17 protein-coding genes are annotated in these 19,372 nt (G+C 61.9%); 12 read left to right on the top strand and 5 right to left on the bottom strand.

Annotated features, from left to right (window positions below; translation table 11 throughout):
- Nucleotides 1-20 precede the first annotated feature (20 nt).
- The 5 genes from dosR (at nt 21) to fdxA (ending at nt 4,645) form a co-directional block, all read left to right on the top strand.
- Entirely contained in the window at nt 21-677 is a 657-nt protein-coding gene (gene dosR, locus ACZY0B_RS08310) for a hypoxia response regulator transcription factor DosR/DevR (RefSeq protein WP_463763599.1), read from the top strand.
- A 299-nt stretch (nt 678-976) separates the two neighbouring features.
- Nucleotides 977-2,584, top strand: a complete 1,608-nt coding sequence (locus ACZY0B_RS08305) for a GAF domain-containing sensor histidine kinase (RefSeq protein WP_463763732.1) — start codon at nt 977-979, stop codon at nt 2,582-2,584.
- Between the two features lie 157 nt (nt 2,585-2,741).
- A complete protein-coding gene (locus ACZY0B_RS08300) occupies nt 2,742-3,299 on the top strand; it encodes a GNAT family N-acetyltransferase (protein ID WP_463763598.1) in 558 nt (185 codons plus the stop codon).
- Between the two features lie 13 nt (nt 3,300-3,312).
- Nucleotides 3,313-4,194: a universal stress protein gene (locus ACZY0B_RS08295; RefSeq protein WP_463763597.1), complete on the top strand. Its 882-nt coding sequence runs from the start codon at nt 3,313-3,315 to the stop codon at nt 4,192-4,194.
- 91 nt (nt 4,195-4,285) lie between these two features.
- Complete coding sequence (gene fdxA, locus ACZY0B_RS08290) at nt 4,286-4,645, top strand: ferredoxin (RefSeq protein WP_463763596.1); 360 nt, start codon at nt 4,286-4,288, stop codon at nt 4,643-4,645.
- Between the two features lie 11 nt (nt 4,646-4,656).
- On the opposite strand, the gene ACZY0B_RS08285 is transcribed toward fdxA, so the two are convergent.
- The gene (locus tag ACZY0B_RS08285) at nt 4,657-5,472 is read right to left on the bottom strand and encodes a universal stress protein (RefSeq protein WP_463763595.1); all 816 of its coding nucleotides are present in this window, start codon (nt 5,470-5,472) and stop codon (nt 4,657-4,659) included.
- 248 nt (nt 5,473-5,720) lie between these two features.
- On the opposite strand from ACZY0B_RS08285, the gene ACZY0B_RS08280 reads away from it, so the two are divergent.
- From ACZY0B_RS08280 to ACZY0B_RS08250, 7 genes are all read left to right on the top strand, one after another.
- Nucleotides 5,721-6,617, top strand: coding sequence for a universal stress protein (locus ACZY0B_RS08280; RefSeq protein ID WP_463763594.1), 897 nt, complete (start codon nt 5,721-5,723; stop codon nt 6,615-6,617).
- Nucleotides 6,618-6,687: 70 nt separating this feature from the next.
- Entirely contained in the window at nt 6,688-7,566 is an 879-nt protein-coding gene (locus ACZY0B_RS08275; RefSeq protein ID WP_463763593.1) for a universal stress protein, read from the top strand.
- A gap of 39 nt (nt 7,567-7,605) precedes the next feature.
- Nucleotides 7,606-9,153 (top strand): bifunctional aminoglycoside phosphotransferase/ATP-binding protein, encoded by a 1,548-nt coding sequence (locus ACZY0B_RS08270; protein WP_463763592.1) that lies wholly within the window; start codon nt 7,606-7,608, stop codon nt 9,151-9,153.
- Nucleotides 9,154-9,473: 320 nt separating this feature from the next.
- Nucleotides 9,474-10,577, top strand: coding sequence for a 3-oxoacyl-ACP synthase III family protein (locus ACZY0B_RS08265; protein ID WP_463763591.1), 1,104 nt, complete (start codon nt 9,474-9,476; stop codon nt 10,575-10,577).
- Nucleotides 10,561-11,502 (top strand): 3-oxoacyl-[acyl-carrier-protein] synthase III C-terminal domain-containing protein, encoded by a 942-nt coding sequence (locus ACZY0B_RS08260; RefSeq protein ID WP_463763590.1) that lies wholly within the window; start codon nt 10,561-10,563, stop codon nt 11,500-11,502. The genes ACZY0B_RS08265 and ACZY0B_RS08260 overlap by 17 nt, the downstream gene beginning before the upstream one ends.
- Nucleotides 11,502-12,887 carry a WS/DGAT/MGAT family O-acyltransferase gene (locus ACZY0B_RS08255; RefSeq protein ID WP_463763589.1) on the top strand — a complete coding sequence of 462 codons (1,386 nt, stop codon included), beginning with the start codon at nt 11,502-11,504 and terminating at the stop codon, nt 12,885-12,887. The genes ACZY0B_RS08260 and ACZY0B_RS08255 overlap by 1 nt, the downstream gene beginning before the upstream one ends.
- Before the next feature lie 485 nt (nt 12,888-13,372).
- Entirely contained in the window at nt 13,373-14,155 is a 783-nt protein-coding gene (locus tag ACZY0B_RS08250; RefSeq protein WP_463763588.1) for an SDR family oxidoreductase, read from the top strand.
- On the opposite strand, the gene ACZY0B_RS08245 is transcribed toward ACZY0B_RS08250, so the two are convergent.
- The 4 genes from ACZY0B_RS08245 to ACZY0B_RS08230 all read right to left on the bottom strand — a co-directional run bounded on the left by ACZY0B_RS08245 (nt 14,148) and on the right by ACZY0B_RS08230 (nt 19,353).
- On the bottom strand, nt 14,148-17,060 hold the full coding sequence (locus ACZY0B_RS08245) for an MMPL/RND family transporter (protein ID WP_463763587.1): 2,913 nt from the start codon (nt 17,058-17,060) through the stop codon (nt 14,148-14,150). The genes ACZY0B_RS08250 and ACZY0B_RS08245 overlap by 8 nt on opposite strands.
- Entirely contained in the window at nt 17,057-17,473 is a 417-nt protein-coding gene (locus ACZY0B_RS08240) for an MmpS family transport accessory protein (protein WP_463763731.1), read from the bottom strand. Before ACZY0B_RS08240 ends, ACZY0B_RS08245 begins: the two co-directional genes overlap by 4 nt.
- 269 nt (nt 17,474-17,742) lie before the next feature.
- Nucleotides 17,743-18,351, bottom strand: coding sequence for a TetR family transcriptional regulator (locus tag ACZY0B_RS08235; protein WP_463763586.1), 609 nt, complete (start codon nt 18,349-18,351; stop codon nt 17,743-17,745).
- A 60-nt stretch (nt 18,352-18,411) separates the two neighbouring features.
- Nucleotides 18,412-19,353 carry an alpha/beta hydrolase gene (locus tag ACZY0B_RS08230; protein ID WP_463763585.1) on the bottom strand — a complete coding sequence of 314 codons (942 nt, stop codon included), beginning with the start codon at nt 19,351-19,353 and terminating at the stop codon, nt 18,412-18,414.
- Nucleotides 19,354-19,372: the final 19 nt, after the last annotated feature.

The raw sequence follows: 19,372 nt of genomic DNA, 5'->3' as shown, positions 1-19,372 counted from the left end.
GGGGCAGGAAGGACTCGCAAATGGTTAAGGTTTTCCTGGTCGACGACCACGAAGTAGTTCGTCGCGGACTTGCGGACCTGCTCGCATCCGACCCTGAGCTCGAGGTCATCGGCGATGCGGGCTCCGTGTCCGAAGCGCTGGTCAGAATACCCGCGTTGCAACCCGACGTCGCGGTGCTTGACGTACGCCTTCCGGACGGCAACGGCATCGAATTGTGCCGCGACCTGTTGTCTGACCTTCCCGAGTTGCGCTGCCTGATGTTGACGTCGTTCACCTCTGACGAGGCGATGCTCGAGGCGATCTTGGCCGGCGCCAGCGGCTATGTCGTCAAAGACATCAGGGGTATGGAATTGGCGCAGGCAATCAAGGACGTCGGTGCCGGGAAGTCACTGCTCGACAACCGGGCAGCCGCCGCGTTGATGGCGAAACTGCGTGGCAACGCCGAGCAGAAGGATCCGCTGTCGGGATTGACCGATCGCGAGCGAACGCTTCTCGGGCTGCTCAGTGAAGGATTGACCAACCGGCAGATCGCCGCGCGAATGTTCCTGGCCGAGAAAACGGTGAAAAACTACGTATCCCGGCTGCTGGCCAAACTCGGCATGGAGCGGCGGACCCAGGCAGCGGTGTTCGCCTCGAAGCTGGACCAACGAACCACGCCGCCGTCTGCTGGTACCTGAGCATGATCAGGCGTGGTGCACCAGCTCCCAGCTGCCATCGGTCGTGAGGATTGGGCAATCCATAGTTTGTTGGGTTGTCATCTCGATGGGACTATGCTTGGCGACGGCATCTTCGCGTTGCCTGTTCGGTGTCTGTTGCCTTGCAGAACACGCAGCTGCCGCGGGGGACAGGAAGGGCCGGAGGTATCACGCGGTTGGCCAGCGACGACAGCAGCTCGGCTTTTGCGGGACTCGGCCAGCGTGGACTGGTCGGCAGGATCCACGATCAACTCGACGAGTTGCTGGCATCGCGCGATCAGATGGAGCATTTGCTTCAGGTGATCGTCGAGATCGGCGCCGATCTCGATGTGGACGCAACCCTGCATCGCATCGTCGCTGCCGCTCGAAAGTTGACCTCAGCACCGTACGGCGCCCTGGCGCTGCGCGACCGCGACGGAATGTTGGTCTCGTTTGTTCACGAGGGAATCGAAGTTGACCACGCGCGTCGAATCGGGCATCTGCCGGTTGGCAAGGGAGTTCTCAGCCTGTCACTGTTCGACACGCCGGCTTTGCGTTTGGATGATCTGACACAGCACCCGGCTGCGGTCGGGTTCCCTGAGCACCATCCTGCGATGCAAGCCTTCCTTGGCGTGCCGATCACCATCCGGGGCAAGGTATTCGGGAACCTCTATCTCACCCATGACGAGCCAGGACGGTTGTTCTCCGAATCCGACGAAATGGCAGCTCGTGCATTGGCATTCGCGGCGGCAGTAGCCATCGACAATGCGCAACTATTCGAGCGCGAACGCATGGCGGTGAAGTGGATGGAGGCAAGTCGCGAAATCACCACCGCTCTGTTGTCCAGTGCGGAACCGAACCGGATGCCGTTGCAGTTGATCGCCGAACGCGCCTGCGCGCTAACCGAAGCCGAGCAGGCAATCGTGCTTGTTCCAGTCGACGACGAACTACCGATGGACGAAATCGACATGCTGGTCATATCCGCGGCGGTGGGGCTGAATGCCTCGGAGGTTATCGGCCAACGGATTCCGGTTGACTCTTCCACCAGCGGCGCAGTGTTCCGCTCCGGCGAACCATTGATCACCGAAGCCTTGAGCTACCCGATTCCGGCTTTCACCGATGTGGGGGAGCGCAGCGCGATCTTGATGCCGCTGCGTGCCCACGATGAAGTGGCCGGCGTGATCGCTGTCGCCCGTGGCGCGGAGCGTCCACCATTCGATGACAGTTACCTCGACCTGGTCAGCGATTTTGCGACGCACGCGGCGATAGCACTGATGCTCGCGGCCGGCCGCGAGCACGCACGCCAACTCGCACTGGTGGCCGAGCGAGAACGCATCGCCCACGACTTGCATGACCACGTCATCCAGAGGCTGTTCGCCGCGGGCATGGATCTACAGGGCACGGTGGCCCGCGTCCGTTCACCGGAGGTTGGCGACCGACTCAATCGCACGCTCGACGATCTCCAGACGATCATCGAGGAGATCCGCACCACCATTTTCCAGCTGAAATCCCCGTCCGAGAACGATGGCGGCTTCCGGAATCGCATACAACGAGTGGTTGCCGACCTCACCGAAGATCGCGACATCATCACCACCGTTCGACTGCACGGGCCGCTGACTGCTGTCGGCGGCGAACTCGCCGAACACGCCGAAGCGGTTACCGCGGAAGCCGTGAGTAACGCCGTGCGCCACTCCGGCGCCTCACGACTGACTATTGAGGTCAGCGTCGCCGACATGGTGACTGTCGACATCATTGACAACGGATGTGGCATTTCCCTCGATAATCCACGCCGCAGCGGCCTGGCGAACATGGTCTATCGCGCTGAACAGGTTGGCGGCAGCTGCGAAATCACTACTCCGCCCGAGGGTGGTACCCGGGTGCACTGGACCGCTCCGCTGACCGATCGCTGATCCTCGGCGATCCATAGCGCCGGCGGGCGTGCGTGACCAACGGCGCCGCGATGGGAGTCGAACGGCCCTGCCGAATTGAGCGGAGCGGGCATAACGTCGTGTTCAAGCCAAGTACCCATGACTGCAGCGGGTTCCTGACCGAGCTTGAGGAGCGCTTATGGGCCATCAATTGGCGGAATACTCCGCCACGGCTCAACTGCTGGACGGGCGGATTGTCTCGTTGCGTCGCCTCAGCGTCGAGGACACCGAGGCGACATTCGCGCTTCATCAACACCTCACCGACTACGATCGGTACTTCCGCTTCTTCACGCTGAACCACATCGATCTCGACGAACTCGTTAAGAAACTCATCGAGCATGCGCGGGATCGCTACTCTCTCGGCGCATTCGACGCGGATCGATTGATCGGCGTGGCACACTACATCGTCGTCGGCGACGACCCGAAAGTTGCTGAAATCGCAGTCACCGTCGCGCATGAAGATCATTCGCTCGGCGTGGGAACAGCCTTGCTCAAACACCTCGCGAACGTCGCACGGGCTGACGGAATCGGACGGTTCGTAGCCGATGTCCTGAGCGAGAACCATCTCATGCTCACGATGTTGTTCGATCTCGGCTGGTGTTGTAAGCCAACGTATTACGGATCAGTTCGCCACGTCGAGGTCGAGCTACCCGACGTCCTCGACGAATTGCCGTCGGCCGCGAACGCGATTTCATAGCAAGGAGCACGAAATGTCAGAAACCACAAAGAAACGCGGAATATTGGTCTGCGTCGACGGATCGGCGGCATCTGACGCTGCGGTGGCTTGGGCGGCCCGGGAGGCCGGCATGCGCCACACACCTATCACGTTGATGCATGCGATCGCTCCGATAGTTGTCGGCTGGCCGGTGGGGCGACTGTACGACGAAATGCCGGACTGGCAGAAAGAGGCCGGGCAGCAGGTTATCGACCAGGCCCAAAAAACGCTCAGCGCCAGCCTGGGCGATTCTGATTCACCCGAAATATGCACCGAGATGGTCTATTCCAACGTTGTGCCGGCGCTGATCGAGGCATCCAAAGACGCCCGGATGGTAGTAGTGGGCGGGGAGGGCTTTGGCGCGTTGGGTCGGCTGCTGGGCTCGGTCACCACGGCGCTGCTCCACCACGCCCACTGCCCGGTCGCGGTCATTCATTCCGATGCTGACGCGGCGCCTGATTCCCATGCGCCTGTGCTACTGGGCATCGACGGTTCGCCCGCCTCGGAAGTAGCGACCGCTTTGGCCTTTGATGAAGCCTCGCGAAGAGGTGTTGAGTTGGTGGCACTGCACGCGTGGAGTGACGTTGGGGTGTTTCCGATGCTCGGAATGGACTGGCGGGACAGCGAGGCCAAAGGGCAGGAGATCCTCGCCGAACGCCTCGCCGGTTGGCGCGAACAGTATCCGGATGTGCACGTGAAACGAGTGCTCTGCTGTGACCAGCCGTCTCGGTGGCTGCTGAAGGAATCGGAGCACGCCCAACTGGTGGTGGTCGGCAGCCACGGTCGCGGGGGTTTTGCCGGCATGCTTCTGGGCTCGGTTGGCTCTCATGTTGCGCAATCGGCAAAAATTCCGGTGATCGTTGTCCGCGGTGACTAGCGATATGGCATTGTGCGGGAGGGTCTTTGGTCCCTAAAGTCGGGGCCTTATGCCGAGCGTCAACCCGATAGTGACTCGCTACCTTGGAATCATGACGTATGTGATCGGCGCCGACTGTGTCGATGTGCTGGATAAGTCCTGTGTTCAGGAGTGCCCCGTCGACTGCATCTATGAGGGTGCCCGGGCGATGTACATCAATCCCGATGAATGTGTGGACTGCGGTGCATGCAAGCCGGCTTGCCGCATGGAAGCGATTTACTGGGAGGGAGATCTGCCCGCCGACCAGTTACAGCACTTGGACGACAATGCCGCCTTTTTCAGCCGCCCACTCCCGGGCCGTAGCACGCCACTGGGCTGCCCGGGCGGCGCTGCCGACGTAGGTCGGCTCGGCGTCGACACACCTCTGGTAGCTGCGATGCCCGAACGCGAAGGTCCGTTAGATCCACACTGACGATCGACTCGTCATGTGCGCACGACGAGCACCGAGCATCCGCCGCGTCCAAAGTGGGAATTGATGGGGCCGATCATGCGGGCGACGTCGTTGGCAGCCGAGCTGTCCACCACCGCGAGTTGGACGGTTTCCTCTGTGCTGGAGAGGAATTCAGCCGCTCCGCTTCGTGCGGCAGCCGGAAGGACATGTACCTCCCGGTACTCGGATACCCACCGGCCGAGCCGGTGATCCAGTTGGCGGTATGGGATTTCGCCCAAGCCCCAGCGCCAGACTCCCATCGCCAACATCGGCGCGTCGCGTAGTCGCGCTTCCCGGAAACCGTGCTCAAGCACAGCGTCGTTACCGGGTGAATCATCGATGACGACGGCAACCCAACCGGAGCGAGGATCTCCGCCGTCGCGGTTGTGGCGAATAATCGCCACCGGACAACGCGCCTTCTCAGCGACGGTAGTGGCCGTCGAGCCGATTACTCTGCGCGAGAGCTGTCCGATCCCGACGGACCCTATGCAAACCGTTGCCGCGTAGGCGGATTCGTCGATCAACGCGCTCGCGGGCGATCCGTGCACCAGGTCGGTTTCGACTTTGACTTGCTTGCCCATTGCGTTGACCGCGGTGCAGGCGGCGAGCAGCGCTGTTTCACCGTATTCGATATCTAGGCTGTCATCGCTCGCGGCTCCGTCCGGCCGCCGTTCGGGGATCGCGTGAACCAGCCGCAGCGGAACGTCCCGGCTGATGGCTTCGCTCACCGCCCATTTGGCCGCATTGATCGCTGCGTCTGAGCCATCGATACCGACAACGACCCGCTGCGATGATTGCGGACGATTCATTGCATTCTCCGATCGAAAGCTGCGCTAGCGGGAATCTTGTTCAACCCGAAACGTTATGAGCGTCGCTGGATTTCCAGCAGGGCCGTTCGGCCCACCTTTGGTCGGCAATGGTCACCTGGTCGTGGGTGTTTCAGCGGGTCAAGCCCACCCACAGGATGAAGGTCTGTCGTCTATGGGGTTGGGGACGAAAGTCTCATGACTGATCAGGGTTTGGGCCCTAGCGTTCTTGGTGAGGAGAAGGAGAAAAAATGTCAGCGTCCGAGAAGCGTTATGGCATCGTCGTCGGGGTCGACGGATCGCCCGCGTCGAATTTCGCCGTTTGCTGGGCAGCGCGTGACGCGGCGCTGCGCCGTATTCCGCTGAGCTTGTTCCACATGGTGAACCCGGCTGCGCCGGCGTGGCCACCGATGCCGCTTACCGCAGATACTGCGCTGTGGCAGGAAGACTATGGCCGTCGCAGTCTCGAGGAAGCGGTCAAGATCGCTCAAGATGCCGCAAAGATCTACCGCGACATCGATATCGCATGTGAGCTGAGGTTTGCACCCCCGGTGCCGACGCTGGTCGAATTGTCCGAAGCGGCGGAGATGGTCGTCGTGGGCAGTAATGGGCGCGGAGCTGTCGCCCGGGCATTCCTGGGTTCGGTCAGTTCCGGCGTTGTGCGCGGTGCGCGGTGCCCGGTCGCGGTCATCCGTGACGAAGATCCGTTGATGCCCAACCCTCTTCACGCTCCTGTGGTGGTCGGAATCGATGGCTCGCCCGCTTCGGAGCTTGCGATAGCCATCGCGTTCGACGAAGCGTCCCGGCGCGGTGTCGAACTGACCGCAGTGCACGCCTGGAGCGACATCGGGTTGTTGGAGCTCCCTAAGCCGGAGTGGCCCGTGGTGCGGGCCGAAGCCGAGCGGAATTTGGCTGAGCGTCTGGCGGGCTGGCAAGAACGCTATCCCGACGTCACGGTGCACCGACTCGTCGTATGCGACCAGCCGGCCCGGCAGCTGATCGAGCAGTCGGAGTCGGCTCAGCTGGTTGTCGTGGGCAGCCACGGCCGAGGCGGTTTAGCCGGCGCGGTGCTGGGCTCGGTCAGCAATGCAGTCATTCACGGGGTCCGTATGCCGGTGATCGTCGCGCGGCCGTCTGCCGGCACGTAGATGGGGACTAAAGCCTCATGATCGACGAGCACGCAGGCAATAGCGTTTTCGGTGACTGGAGGAGGACGAAGTGACGGGATTTGAGAAGCGTTACGGGATCGTCGTCGGTATTGATGGATCGGCTGCCTCGAATGCCGCCGTGGTCTGGGCGGCGCGTGATGCGGCGCTGCGAAACATCCCATTGACCCTGGTGCACATGTTCAACACATTCGTTCCGACCGTCCCGCAGATACCGATGCCGAGTGGAGCTGGGCTATGGCAGCTGGACGACGGGCGCCAGGCTCTCGAGCAGGCGGTCAAGATCGCCCAGGACACCGTGCAAGCAGATCGGAAGCTCACAATCACCAGCGAAGTGAAGCCTTCGGCCGCGGTGCCAACGCTGATCGAAATGTCGGAAGACGCGGAGATGGTCGTCGTTGGCTCCAACGGGCGCGGCGCGATGGAACGGGTTTTGCTCGGTTCGGTGAGTTCAGGCGTGATGCATGGTGCGAAGTGCCCGGTCGCGGTCATTCGCGCCGATACTTCGATCCCTTCGCATTCTCCCGTGCTGGTGGGAATTGACGGGTCGCCGGCATCGGAGCTGGCCACCGCCATTGCTTTCGACGAGGCGTCACGGCGTGGTGTCGAACTGATAGCCCTGCACGCGTGGAGCGATATCGAATTCTTCGAATTTCCCGGATATGACTGGGTGGCAGTCAAGGCGGAGGCGGAGCGAAATCTGGCTGAATGCCTTGCGGGCTGGCAAGAACGCTTCCCCGATGTCGCGGTGCAGCGGCTTGTCGTTCGCGACCGACCAGCCCGGCAGCTGATCGAGCAGTCGGAGTCGGCCCAGCTGGTTGTTGTAGGCAGCCACGGCCGAGGCGGTTTGGCCGGCGCGGTGCTGGGTTCGGTCAGCAACGCGGTTGTCCACTCCATTCACCAGCCGGTGATTGTGGCGCGCCCGTCCTAAGACCACTCCTGATCTTCGCATCGACAGGAATGTAGAGCCATGAACGTCACGATTGCCGCTGACCGGCCCAATGGAGCGCCGGCGGCAGTTGCGTTGCCCTACATCGATGTTCGTGAGACCCACACGGGTGTGGTGGTACTGGTTGGCGACCGGGCTTACAAAGCAAAGAAGCCGGTGTTGACCAACTTCCTGGATTTCCGTACGCGAGCGCAGCGCGAACGCGCGTGCCTGCGAGAAGTCGAGCTGAACAGCCGTCTAGCTTCTGACAGCTATCTTGGGGTCGCCCATCTCAGCGACCCGTCCGGAGGGCCGGCCGAACCGATTGTCGTCATGCGGCGCTACCGGGACGGCGACCGCTTAGCATCCTTGATAGCCTGCGGCCCTGACGAATCCGTTCACGAAGTTCTGGACACCATTGCCGGTGTGCTGGCGCGTTTTCACGAACGTGCCGAGCGAAGCCCTCAGATCAGTGCCGAGGGCAAGGTCCGTGCGGTCGACGGACGCTGGCGCGAGAACCTTTCGGATCTGAACAGCTATGTGGGCAAGCCATTTTCAGAGGTATCCTTTCAGTCCCTCGCGTGCATACAGCGCCTTGCCGCCGAATTCGTTTCGGGTCGAGCGCCGTTGTTCGCCCGCCGGATCGAAGACGGATGCATCGTCGACGGCCATGGCGATCTGCTCGCCGACGACATTTTTTGGGCTGACGGCCAGCCGGCATTGCTCGACTGCCTGGAGTTCGACGACAAACTGCGCCATATCGACCGCATTGATGACGCGGCGTTCTTGGCGATGGATCTGGAGTTCTTGGGCCGCAAAGACTTTGCCGACTATTTCGTCCAACGCTACATCGTCCACTCGGGTGACAGGGCACCGTCGTCGTTGTGGGATTTCTATATCGCCTATCGCGCCGTCGTAAGGGCGAAGGTCGACTGTGTCCGGCTGTCACAAGGCAAATTGGATGCCGCCAAAGATGCGAGCCGTCACTTGGCCATTGCGACCGAGCATCTGGAACACGGTAGCGTGCGTATCGCGCTCATCGGTGGGAATCCCGGCTCCGGAAAATCGACCGTTGCGCACGCGCTCGCTGAAGGCGTGGGAGCGCAAGTGATCTCAACCGATGACGTACGCCAGGAGCTACGAGAATTGGGTCTCATCGCCGGAGACCCGGGAGTTTTGAATGGGGGTCTGTACCACCCCACGAACGTCAGGCGGGTCTACGAGGTAGCCCTGGACCGGGCGCGTGTGCTACTCGGCTATGGCCAATCAGTCATCCTCGACGGCACCTGGCGGGATCCGCAGGTCCGTGCTCACGCCCATCTGCTCGCGACGGAAACGTTCTCGGCGGTGGCGGAACTCGTGTGCGTCACAAGCATCGATACGGCTGCCGACAGAATACTGACCCGTCGGCCGGGCAATTCCGACGTGACCCCGGAAATCGCGGCATCGCTGGCGCGCCAACAGAGCGCCTGGGAAACCGCGTACCCATTGGAGACTTCCCGGCCGCTCGAGCACAACTTCCAGCGGGCGCATGCCGTGTGGCGTCGAACGATCTACGCGCCCGGCGTGCACACCAGCGCTCGATTCTGATTCGGCTTGCTGATGGAGTCCAACGCCTCGATGGTTTAAGGACCAACGGCACTGTCAGCAAGCGATGCGAAATCCCTAGTGTCGACGTCACGGACTCAATGGCGAGGTGGTGACATGGCAGGGAAGGCGCTTGATCACCTCCGCGCCCGGTCGCGGCATCGTCAGGCAGGCGACTGGAAATTCCGTCCAGCCGTAACTGCTGATCCGAATCGGCAAACACCGGCAACCGACCCGCACATCGCTGGTACTGCCAGTCATTCGTTGACCGAAGTCCTCGAGATTCGCGATTGGCCAGCTGACGCCGAAGGGAGGTATCGCCGATGACGCGACATTGGCTTGTGATGGAGACCGCTGGAGAAGGGGATCCGGCGCCATTTATCGCCCGGTTGGCAGGTGCCGGCCGCCACCTGCCCGAAACGCATCTCACGACAGAGGAATTGATGGCGACCACCCGCCATCGCACTCACATCGATCTGGAACGACTGACCGGGATCCGAGAGCGCCGGGTTTCGGTGGGCGACGAGGATTCTTACACCCTTGCCACCTCGGCGGCGCTGAACTGTCTCACCACTGCGCAACAGGATCCGGCGTCGCTTGACGTGGTTATCAGCTGCAGCATCACGAAACTCCGCGGCGGCCTTACCCAATGGCTCGAGCCCTCGATGAGCAGCGCTGTGGCCCGCGGGATTGGGGCGCCCCAGGCAATGACTTTCGATGTGTCGAATGCGTGCGCCGGGATGCTCACCGGGGTAACGATTTTGAACAATTGGATCCGGCAGGGCATTGTCGAGCGCGGACTGGTGGTGAGCGGAGAGTACATTTCCCAACTTGGCCACAACGCGGCCCGCCACATCCGCAACATCATGAGCAAAGAGCTGGCGTGCCTGACCCTCGGTGACGCCGGCGCGGCACTTCTGCTGGAGCGCGCGCCCGCCGGCTCAGCGGGAATCACCCTCGCCGGGTTCACCACGGTCGCCGATTACAGCCGGCTCTGCTTGGCCTATCCAAAAGGCCACGATCCGGGTGCGCGGATGTTCACCAATTCCCGTGCCATCCAGAAGGCCGCGATCGCCAACACTCCGCTGCTACTGCACGAAGTACTTGACACCGTTGGTATTTCGATTCATGACATCGACCATGTGATCACCCACCAGACTTCAGCACGCGCTATCCGCAAAGGAATGGCCCGAATGTCGGAGTCGTTCGGCGACAGTCCCCGGCACGACGCCGTGATCACCGTCGACCGGTACGGCAATACGGCATCGACGACCCACACGGTGGCCCTCGTCGAGGAGCTCGAGGCGGGACGAATCGAGGCCGGCGAAAGGATCGCGCTGCTTGCGTTGGCTTCGGGACTTGAGATCGGCGTGGTCTTACTGACCGTGGATGAGGATTTGGTGAGCCGTTATGGGAACAGTCATTGAACGAGCCGACATCGCGCACCCGCGGTGGCGTGACCGGCACAGCGCGCTGCGCCTTGCGGTCAGTGCCGCCAAGGACTGTCTGCAGCGCGCCGGATGCGATCCGAACGAATTGGATCTTGTAGTCAATGCCGGGATTTACCGCGACCGCAATTTGGGAGAGCCTGCGCTGGCCGCGCTTATCCAGGATGACATCGGAGCCAACCCCGAGGATCCGCATGCCGACGCTCACGGCACTTTCTCTTTCGACATCGCCAATGGCGCCTGCGGAGTACTTACTGCGCTGCAGATCGTCGACGGATTCCTGCGAACGCACAGCATCCGCCGCGCGCTTGTCGTGGCCAGTGATGCCGATCCTGGCCATGGCATGAGCGAGCACTTTCCGTTTTCGGCCACCGGCGCAGCGTTGCTGTGCGGATGGACTGATGACAGCTACGGTCTTAGCGGCGTGTCCTGGGTGAACGCCAACGATGCGGCAGATGGTGACGAGATATTTTCTGCGACAGTCGGATACGCCGATGCACGTAACGTCCTTCGGTTCAATCAGTCAGCCGTGATGGATGAGCGATTCGCCGCGGCGGCCGCAGAGGCGGCGCACGCATGCCTGGATGCACAATCGGTCCCGCTTTCCGACGTCGACATGATCGTCGCCGCACCTGCGCGGCACGAATACCGCACCGCGTTGAGCAGCCGGCTTGGGGTGCCGATCGACAAGATCAGCGTCGCTGACGATCAGCGGATGCACACAGCCGCGCTGGCGGCGGCCTTCGAGCGGGAGGCCGATCGCCTGCCGGTGGGCGCGCAGGTTCTGTTCGTCGCCGCCGGTGCGGGCATCACCGCCGGTGCCGCCTTGTACCGCCAGCCGCCACCCACCATTAGGACTTTCGACTCTCACGGTGGAGTGACAACCGGGAGGACAGTGTCGTAATGGAGCATTTAAGTGCCCTCGATGCTACTTTCCTCGAGGTCGAAGACTCCGATCCGCATGTGAGTTTGGCGATCGGCAGCGTTTCGATTATGGAAGGGCCCGCTCCAAGCTACGAGGAGTTCGTCTCGACCTTCGCCGAACGGGCACCGACGATTCCGCGCTGTAGCCAGATCCTGCGGACGCATCCGCTCGATCTCGGCTCACCCGAATGGGTGGATGACCCACACTTCGACATCTCGCGGCACCTGCACCGTATCGCCCTGCCGCATCCGGGCGACGACGACGCATTGTTTGAGATGGTCGCGACTGTGATGGAGCGGCGGCTCGATCGCGAGCGCCCGTTATGGGACTGCTGGATCATGGAGGGGCTGAGCGACGACCGGTGGGCGGTGCTGACCAAGGTTCACCACTGCATGGCCGACGGCATCGCGACAACGCAGATGCTGGCGAAGTTCAGCGACGGCGGCGGCGGTGAGAGCTTCGCCACCGACATTCGTGCAGCCAAGGAGCCGGTCCGGCACGGGCTGGGTCTGCCGAAGGTGAGCTTGAACCCGTTGAGCTGGGTGAGCGGAATTGGGCGCAGTGCGTTTGCCGCGGCGGCCGCAGCCGAACACATGGCTGTGGGGGCGGCCGAACTGACGGCCAGTCTGCTCAGCGCGGCGCCGGAATCGTCGCTGACCGGACCCGTTACGACGATGCGACGCTATAGCGCGGCCCGGGTTCTGTTGGCCGACCTACAGGAGGTTGCTCGGGCGTTCGACGTGACGCTCAACGACGTGGCCCTCGCCGCGATTACCGACAGTTACCGCAAGATCTTGCTGGACCGCGGTGAGCATCCCGGCCGCAACTCGCTGCGGACCCTCGTTCCGGTTTCGGTCCGCGCCACGAACCACTTCAACAGCGCCGACAACCGTGTCTCGGCGATGCTGCCGTTACTGCCGGTCGACGAGGCGGACCCGGTGCAGCAGCTGCACCTGGTGCACGACCGGCTCACCCAGGCCAAGGCCAGCGGTCAACGCGAAAGTGGTAGTGCAGCGGTTTCGGCGGCCAAAAGCATCCCGTTCGCGTTCTCGGCGTGGGCCATTCGTTTGCTGACCCGGTTGCCCCAAAAGGCGGTGGTCGCCGTGGCGACCAACGTTCCCGGCCCGCGGGATGGGCAGAAACTGATGGGTCGGCAGGTGCTGGAAGTCCTGCCGATACCGCCGATCGCTCTTCATCTACGCACCGCCGTCGCGATGCTCAGCTACGCCGACAAATTCGTGTTCGGCATTACCGCCGACTACGACACCGCGCCCGACATCGAGGCATTAGCCGCGGGAATCGAGGATGGGGTTGCGCAGCTCGTTGCGGCCAGCCGCCCGCGTCGACGCAAAGCACGTGCCTGACGCGAACCATGGCAGAGCCGACGAAGGTCCTTACCGTTAGCGACTTCAGTCCCTATCAGCGTGTTCCGCGAACTGCTGGAATGAAGCTGTGAGCACGGCACTTTAGCCATTTTGCCGTGAGAGGAGCAGCGAATTGTGGCGCAGGTTGTCGAGGCTAAAGTAATTGTCCTTCAGTCACATCCGACTTGGATTGCGGCTCAACAGTATGCACGCGAACGTAGCGAAGCGATGCGCCGTCATCCCTCATCCGCGGATCATCGGCGTGGTGTTGCTCGGAAGGATATCGGACTTCCCGGGAGCCGATGACGACTCGCGCGAGTGGCTCCGAAGGCGACGATGTGCCGTACCTCCCCGGAGGGGCGCCTACTACCGACGAGTATCGCGTCATACATCCGCGCGCATATGTATGGTGACGTTGAGCCAGGGTAACTGGACGATCGTCGATTCAGATCCGGCGAACGCACCGACACGACAGGAGAAATGCGATGGCAGAACGATTGGCGGGAAAGGTCGCACTGATCAGTGGGGGTGCGCGGGGGATGGGTGCCTCGCACGTGCGAATGCTCGTGGCCGAGGGCGCCAAGGTGGTGTTCGGCGACATCCTTGACGACGAAGGCAAGGCGGTAGCGGCCGAAGTCGGCGATGCGGCTCGCTATCTGCACCTCGACGTGACCAAACCCGAGGATTGGGATGCGGCTGTGGCCACCGCCGTCAGCGAGTTCGGCGGCATCGACGTGCTGGTGAACAACGCAGGCATCATCAACATCGGCACTTTAGAGGACTACGCGCTTTCCGAGTGGCATCGGATCCTCGACATCAATTTGACGGGCGTGTTCCTCGGCATCCGCGCCGTGGTGAAACCGATGAAGGAAGCGGGGCGCGGCTCGATTATCAATATCTCTTCGATCGAAGGCATGGCCGGCACCATCGCCTGTCACGGCTATACCGCAACCAAATTCGCCGTCCGGGGGCTGACGAAATCGGCCGCGCTGGAACTGGGTCCCAGCGGAATACGGGTGAACTCAATCCATCCCGGGCTGATCAAGACCCCAATGACCGATTGGGTTCCCGACGACATCTTCCAGAGCGCACTGGGCCGGGCCGCCGAACCCAGGGAGGTCTCCAGCCTCGTGGTCTATCTCGCCAGCGACGAGTCCAGCTATTCCACCGGGTCGGAGTTCGTGGTCGACGGCGGCACCACCGCGGGCCTGGGGCACAAGGACTTTTCTGCGGTCGAAACCAATGAGCAGCCGGAGTGGGTCACGTAGCGGCAGTCACCGATTCGGATTCCCTGGCCTGCTTCTCATTTGGATTAGGCCATGGCGAAGGAACCGGGCGTTGCCGCACTCGCTGCGGCCACCAGAACCACTTACCCAACAGCGCGGCGATGGATGGCGTCATCAGCGACCGGACGATCAGGGTGTCGAACAGCAGGCCGAGGCCGATCGTGGTACCCACCTGACCGATGACGGTCAGCTCGCTGACAGCCATGGTCATCATCGTGAAGGCGAAGACCAATCCCGCCGATGTGACCACCGAACCGGTGCCGCCCATCGACCGGATGATTCCGGTGTTCAAGCCGGCGTGGATCTCCTCTTTGAACCGCGCCACCAGTAGCAAGTTGTAGTCGGCACCGACGGCGAGCAGGATGATGACCGACATCGCGAGCACCATCCAGTGCAGCTCAATGCCGATGATGTGCTGCCAGATCAGCACCGAAAGTCCGAAGGACGCGCCCAGCGAGAGCAAAACGGTTCCCACGATGACCGCCGACGCCACCACGCCTCGGGTGATGATCAGCATGATGATGAAAATCAGACACAGCGACGCGATTCCGGCGATCAGAAGGTCGTAGGTGTTGCCGTCACTGAGGTCTTTGTAAATTGCCGCGGTACCCGCGAGGTAGATTTTCGAGCCCTCCATCGGCGTGCCCTTGAGCGCCTCGTAAGCGGCCTTTTTGATGGCGGCGATGTGCGAAATGCCCTCTTGTGACATCGGATCGCCGTCATGGCTGATGATGAAGCGCACGGCATGGCCGTCGGGGGAGATGAAATTCTTCATCCCCTTCTTGAACTCGGCGTTGTTGAAGGTTTCCGGGGGCAGGTAGAACGAGTCGTCGTTCTTGGATGCGTCGAATGCCTTGCCCATGGCGTTCGAGTTCTTCTGCGCCTCGTTCTGCTGATCCTGCAGACCCTTCTGGGTCGAATACATGGTCAGCATCGTCGTTTTCATGGCCTTCATGTTCTCGATCATGCTGGGCATTAGCGCCACCATCTGAGGCATCAGGGTGTCGAGATGATCCATGATGGGCAGCAGACTCTCGATGTCATCGGTCATCGTGTCGATACCGTCGAGGCCGTCGAACACGGAACGAATGGACCAGCATGCCGGGATGTCAAAGCAGTGCTTTTCCCAGTAGAGGTAGCTGCGGAACGGCCGGAAGAAGTCCTCGAAATCGGCCATGTGGTCTCGTAATTCGTTGATGTCGATGGTCATGTCATGCATCTTCTTGACCATCTGATGCATATCGTTGGCCATCTGGACGGTGATGCTAGACATCTTTTCCATGCTGTCGATGGTCGTCTGCATCATGTCGGCCTGTTTGAGCATGTCGGCCATCTGATCTTCTTGGTACTTCTGGTTCATCTGCTGGCTGACGCCCTGCATGCTGATCTGAAATGGGATCGAGGTGTGCTCAATCGGCGTGCCCTCGGGCCGGGTGATGGCTTGCACGCGACCGATTCCCGGCACCCGGAAAACCGTCTTGGCGATTTTGTCGATGACCAGGAAGTCCGCGGAGTTGCGCAGATCGTGATCGCTTTCGATCATCAGCACTTCGGGATTCATCCGCGCCTGCGAGAAGTGCCGATCCGCGGCAGCGTAACCCTCGTTCGCGGGTAAATCGGTGGGCAGATAATTGCGGTCGTTGTAGTTGGTCCGGTATCCGGGCAGGGTCAGCAAGCCGACAAGTGCCACCCCGATCGTCATGACCAGGATCGGGCCGGGCCATCTGACCACGGCGGCGCCGACCTTGCGCCACCCGCGAATACGTTGTGTTCTCCTGGGTTCGAGTGTCTTACCGAAGCGCGTCGCTATTGAGATGACCGCGGGACCGAGCGTCAATGCTGCCGCCACCACGACCACCATGCCGATGGCCAACGGAATACCCAGTGTCTGGAAATACGGCAGGTTGGTGAAGTGCAAGCAGAAGGTCGCGCCGGCAATGGTCAATCCAGAGCCGAGCACCACATGTGCGGTGCCCCCGAACATGTCGTAATAGGCGTCTTCTCGGGAGTGGCCGATAGACCGGGCCTCCTGATATCGGCCAATCAAGAAGATCGCATAGTCCGTGGCGGCCGCGATCGCCAATGTGACCAACAAGTTCGTGGCGAACGTCGAGAGCCCGATGATCTTGTAGTAGCCCAGGAATGCGACCATGCCGCGCGCGGCCGACAGCTCGAACACCACCATCACCAGCGTCAGCAATAACGTGATGATCGATCGGTAGACCAACAGCAGCATCGCGATGATCACGGTGAAGGTGCACATGGTGATGACTTGCACACTGCGGTCACCGGCCATGTGCTGATCGGCTGACAGCGCAGCAGGTCCGGTGACGTAGGCCTTGACCCCGTTGGGCGTGGGCACGCTCTTGACGATGTTTTGGACGGACTCGACCGATTCGTTGGCCAAGGCTTCGCCCTGGTTACCTGCGAGGTAGACCTGGACGTACGCGGCCTTGCCATCGTTGCTCTGTGCGCCGGCCCCGGTCAGTGGGTCGCTCCACATATCCTGAACATGCTCAACGTGTTTGGTGTCGGTGTCGAGCTTCTTGACGAGCTGGTCGTAATAGGCGTGGGTATCGGCGCCCAGTGGATTTTGACCCTCCAGAACGATCATCACCGAGCTGTTGGACTTGTACTCGTTGAACACCGCGCCCATACGCTTCGTCGCGACCACCGATTGCGCATCGTCGGGGGCCATCGACACCGAACGCATCTTGCCGACCTCGTCGAGGTCGGGGACGAGGATACTGAGCACCGCGATGAGCGCGATCCAGCCCACAATGATGGGTATCGCGAATTTCCGGATGAAACGCGGGATCGATTGCCGCTCTTTGTCTTTGGCGATCGAGATGGCGTCGGTTTTGGTGTCGTTGAACGTGGTGCTCATGCTGATTTCACCAAGCAGAATGTCAGGGCATGCACGCCGTTGGTTATTTTCTCGTCCTTGACTTCGTCATCGATGGTGATGCGGCAACCGAGGTAGTCACCGTCGCTTTGTGCCGAGAGGTTGGGGAAGACTGAGGGGGCGGTCGTGGTGAGGACCAACGTCCACGGCAGCGGCGCTCCGTCGATCCGCTTCGGGTCGGCGGACAGATCCAAGTAGTTCACGTTGGCGTGACTTGCGGAGCCGAAGACTTCGTATTTGACGACCTTGGGCTTGAACGGCTTGGAATCATCGAGCCGTGGGCTTGTCATGACGCCGGTGTCCTGGGCGCCGAAGAACGACTTGACCCGGGCCACGGCGAAGCCGCCGACCACCACGACCGCCACGATCAACAGCGGCAGCCATGCGTTGCGCAGAATCTTTGATCGCAGCAACTACCTGATTCCTTTTCTCGCCACCGTGGTGTGGCCATCGCCCGCGTCGCGCGCAGCGAATTTCGGCCATTGATGTGACTCGCGAGCCCGATCGTCACGTATAGACGTAGCCGACTGCGCGCGCCGGCGGTCGTTCCCGATACTGACCCGTGCCTCGCATTGCGGAAGCGTCCCCGAACACCGCCACCAGCGCATAGTACATGATGTGCATATCTTGCACAGTATGCAACGTTTGCTCGCGGTGTTTCAGATCACTTCGTAAAGATGCTGTTGACCAGCGCGGCGGCCCGCTCGACGTAGGGCATCGGCGTGCCGTCGGGATCCTCCGCCTCGCCACTTGCCCACTTCTCCAATCCGGAGCGCACCGCAGTCAATGCCAGTGCGGAGATCAGCGCGGCCATTTCATCGTCCGGCTTCATGTCCTGACGGCGGACGATGATGTCGGTCAACTGATGTTGAAACCGCTCGAGATCGGCAAGGAACGCCGCCAACACCGCGGGGGAGGTTTTTGCGAGTTCGAGCATGTGGGCAGCGTGTTCGCGTGGTGGGGGCACGTCGCGGAGATGATGCGCGGCCAGGGTGATCAGCTCTGCCAGCACGACCGAGTAAGGGGCGGGCCCGGCCGCGACGAAATCCGCCACCAATTCGGGGGGGATGTCCGAGGGGCCGTAGGCAATCGCGGACTCTTTGTTGGGGAAGTAGTTGAAGAACGTACGGGTCGAAATTCCGGCTTCTACACAGATTTCGTCAATGGTCACCTTGTCGAAGCCGCGTTCGAGCGTCAGGCGCACCGCGGCGTCGCGGATGTCTGCGCTGGTCTCGCGGCGACGCCGCTCGCGCAGCCCCACTGGGTTGGCCATACCCCCCATAGTTGCACGAACTGCACACTTTGCAGTCAAATAGCACGTAAAGCGACGCGCTTAGCTCAGGGGATCGTCCGCCGGCGCGGCCAGGGCGGCCCATAAGTGGTCGCGCTGGCTGGCGAAGAACTTCACCGAGATCGGCGCCTTGTCCACGATGTGGTCGAACGCGTGGAACGCGCCAGGGGCGATCTCCTCGTGGACGGGCACGCCCGCCTCGCGCAGACGCCGGCTGTAGTCGAGGCACTCCTGGTAGTACAGGTCCAACGTCCCGACCCCGATCCATGCCGGTGGTAGCCCAGACAGATCGTGGCGACGCCCCGGTGCGGCCTCGGCGGGGTCTGCTCCGTTGAGGTACCACTGCCAGGCCAGCTGATTGTCGGTTTCGGTCCACATGAGGCGCTTCGGGCCATCACGGTCTGCACCGGTGCGATCGTCAAGCATGGGGTACACCAGCATCTGATAGGCAAGCCTGACTTCGCCGCGATCGTGCGCCCGTTGTGCCACCGCCGCCGCGAAATGTCCACCGGCACTTGCCCCGCCGACGGCGATTCGCTCGGAGTCGACCCATGGCTGGCGGGCCAGCCAGAGCAGCGCCGCATAACAGTCTTCGAGCGGTATCGGGTACGGATGCTCGGGAGCCAGGCGGTGTTCGACGGCTGCAATCGCGACGCCGGTCAGACGAGATAGCTTGCGGCAGAACTTGTCGTCCTGGACGGCGGTCCCCATGATGGTGCCGCCGCCATGGATCCAGAGCAGCGCGGGAGCCCGGTCGGGGAGGCCGGCCGGTCGATGCATGCGAACCTTGACGTGTTCGTCGACCGCGATCACCGGTACGTCGCGGAGCCGGCCGGCGTTGCCGAGGAGCTGCATGATGGCCCGCTGAACCTTGTAGCCGCGATGCAGGGCATATCCCCGGGGCAGAATGCGAGCCGCGGAACGCAGATCGGGATCCACAGCCTGTCGCGCGGTGAAGGCGTTCTCGGGCAGTGTGCGTGCCATGGGTGTTCTCTGTTCCCTT

It is taken from the genome of Mycobacterium sp. IDUB_19, from assembly GCF_055419445.1.
This window is presented reverse-complemented; position numbering and strand designations above follow the sequence as displayed.